Annotated in this window: 2 protein-coding genes; one reads left to right on the plus strand and one right to left on the minus strand. The window is 38.3% G+C overall.

From position 1 onward, the window contains the following. Positions 1-260: 260 nt before the first annotated feature. Positions 261-1,454, minus strand: coding sequence for an aminotransferase-like domain-containing protein (locus IV84_RS10275; protein ID WP_046872400.1), 1,194 nt, complete (start codon positions 1,452-1,454; stop codon positions 261-263). 129 nt (positions 1,455-1,583) lie between these two features. Between IV84_RS10275 and IV84_RS10280 the strand changes: the two genes are divergently transcribed. Continuing rightward, positions 1,584-2,489: a LysR family transcriptional regulator gene (locus IV84_RS10280; RefSeq protein ID WP_056986614.1), complete on the plus strand. Its 906-nt coding sequence runs from the start codon at positions 1,584-1,586 to the stop codon at positions 2,487-2,489. The last annotated feature ends 109 nt before the right edge of the window (positions 2,490-2,598 follow it).

Genomic DNA, 2,598 nt, shown 5'->3' on the forward strand with positions numbered 1-2,598 from the left:
TCGAAACTTTGTTCAGTTTTCAAAGGTCTACCAATTGTCTTTTCGGTTTCAATTGCTTATCAACCGAGACAATTTAATTAGTATACCATCTGGTTAAAAGCTTGTCAAGAAAAACTTTTGCTTCTTTTTTTAACTTGGCACGCCTTTCTCCGTCAGGCAACGTATATAAATATAACAACCTGAGAACATTTCGTCAAGGACTTTTTCAAACTAATTTCATTTCTTTCAAAACTCATCCGTTAAAACCACCTATACCAATTTTAGACTGACTGCTTTTGATAACCACTAGATAGGCCGTTGGCTAGTCGTTGAATTCCTGAATCAATTTGTGAAAGGGTTACATTACTAAAACTAATTCTTGCACCATTACAATGCTTCTTATCAGGGAAAAGGTTCGTTGACGGAATCATCATGACATGAAAGTTTGGTTTTAATTGGCTATTTTGGATCTTTTCTAAATCAAGGTCTTTGGGAACAGTCAGCCAAGTAAAGAATCCTCCCTGTGGTCTCGTATAATGCGCAAAATCTGGTAAATAGTTCTCCATTGCTGTCATCATTGCATTTCGTTTCACTTGATAACTCTTTTGTAACTGGTTTAAATGCGCATCAAGATCGTAATGCGTTAAATAGTAGTTAACCGTTTGTATCATTAAACTTGAAGTCTCTAAATCAGACCCGCCTTTTAATTCTTGAAGACGTTCAAAGAGACCTTTTCCTGCTGTAAGCCACCCTAATCGAAGGGCTGGTGCTAAAATTTTGGAAAAACTGCCTAACTGAATCACACGGTCTTGCGTGTCGAGTGATTTTAAGGTTGGTAAAGACTTTCCTTCATAGCGTAACCATCGATAAGGAGCGTCTTCTATGATCAAAACATTATAGCGATTTGCTAGTTCGATCAGTTGTTTTCTTTTGGCAAGTGACATAACCGTTCCTGTGGGATTTTGAAAATCTGGAATTGTATAAATTAATTTTACTTGTTGTTGGATCAAAATCTTCTTTAAATCTGCAAGATTCATGCCATCTTCTTCCATCTCCACAGTGTAGTAAGTCGGCTCATAAGCATCAAAGGCAGCCAAAGCACCAATATAGGTTGGGCCTTCAACGACCAAACCGTCGCCTTTATTGATTAATAATTTTGCAACTAAATCTAAGCCCTGCTGTGCACCTTGAGTAACCATAATTTTAGAAGGACTTACCTGGGTGCCATCCGCAGCCAACAGCTTTGAAATCTGTTCACGCAGAGGCTCCGACTCTTGGCCAATTTGATATTGAAAAGGTGTTTGTGCACCACCAATCACATTTTGAAAACTATTACCGAGTTCTTGTGTGGGAAATAAATTTGCATCAGGAAATCCTCCAGTAAATGAAATCATCTCCGGATCCCGACTGGGGTATATTGCATTCAACCCACTTTTTGAAGTCAACGAAACACGACTTGCAAATTCTTCTTCCATGTTTATTCCCTCCATATTATTTATTTTAGTTATTGACTCTATGATACTAATTATTTAGTATGAAGTAAAACTCAACTTTCTCAATAAAATGTGAATGCTTTTCACTACTAAATTGAATTGGAGACTATTATGGCTAATTTTTCCTATGAAATTTTTGCACAAGTTGTCACAACTAAAAACTTTGGTCAGGCTGCCAAGATTCTAAATGTCACTCCTAGCGCGGTAAGTCATGCAATCAGTCAACTAGAAAACGAGCTTGGCTTTCCTTTGTTTATTCGTAACCGCACTGGTGTGGAAATCACTCCTGATGGTCAGCAAATTTTGCCGGTCGTCCAAAACATTCTAAATAGCGAAGCACAACTACAGCAGGTCGCCGATCAAATTCGTGGTTTAAACTTAGGTACCGTTCGCATTGGCGCATTCAGTAGTGTCTGTATTAACTGGCTTCCATCTATTATTCAACATTTTAAGAAAAAGTATCCCGGTGTTGATGTGTCGATTACACAAGGAACTTTTTCAGAAATCGCCGAAATGGCACGAATTGGGACCGTCGATATCGGGTTTGCCACCTTACCCATGGATTCACAGTTAAACACTGAGCCCTTAGTTGCTGATCCCATTTACTGTGTGACCCCTGCTGACTTTGTTCCTAAAAACAAAACTTACATCACCACTGATGACATCGGTGATTATCATTTTATCTTGCAGCAAATTGATTATGATCGCGACACAAAAAAGACATTAGATCAATATAATGTTGCTCTGAATGCCATTTCTTACTCTATCGATGACCAGTCTATCCTTTCAATGGTAGAAAGTGGCCTCGGATTTGGTATTTTGCCTAAACTAGCCCTTCAAAAACTAACCGGTGATGTTAATGTCTATCCATTCTCTCACCAGTACTACCGCACGATTTGTCTCAGTGCCAACAAAACCCAAGCAGAAGCACCCTCAACAAAATTGATGTTAGCAGAAATTCACGCTTATTTGGCGGATCGCTATCACGATGATTATTTGGGTAAACCTGTTAAATAGCCAAAAAACGACTAGGTTACGCAAAACAATATCTGTGCTTGGCCACTAGTCGCTTTTTTCATTTTTCTTCTATATAAACCTGAAATATTCATAGATCGAAATATAATGC

It is taken from the genome of Pediococcus damnosus (assembly GCF_001437255.1).
Classification (GTDB): Bacteria; Bacillota; Bacilli; order Lactobacillales; family Lactobacillaceae; genus Pediococcus; species Pediococcus damnosus.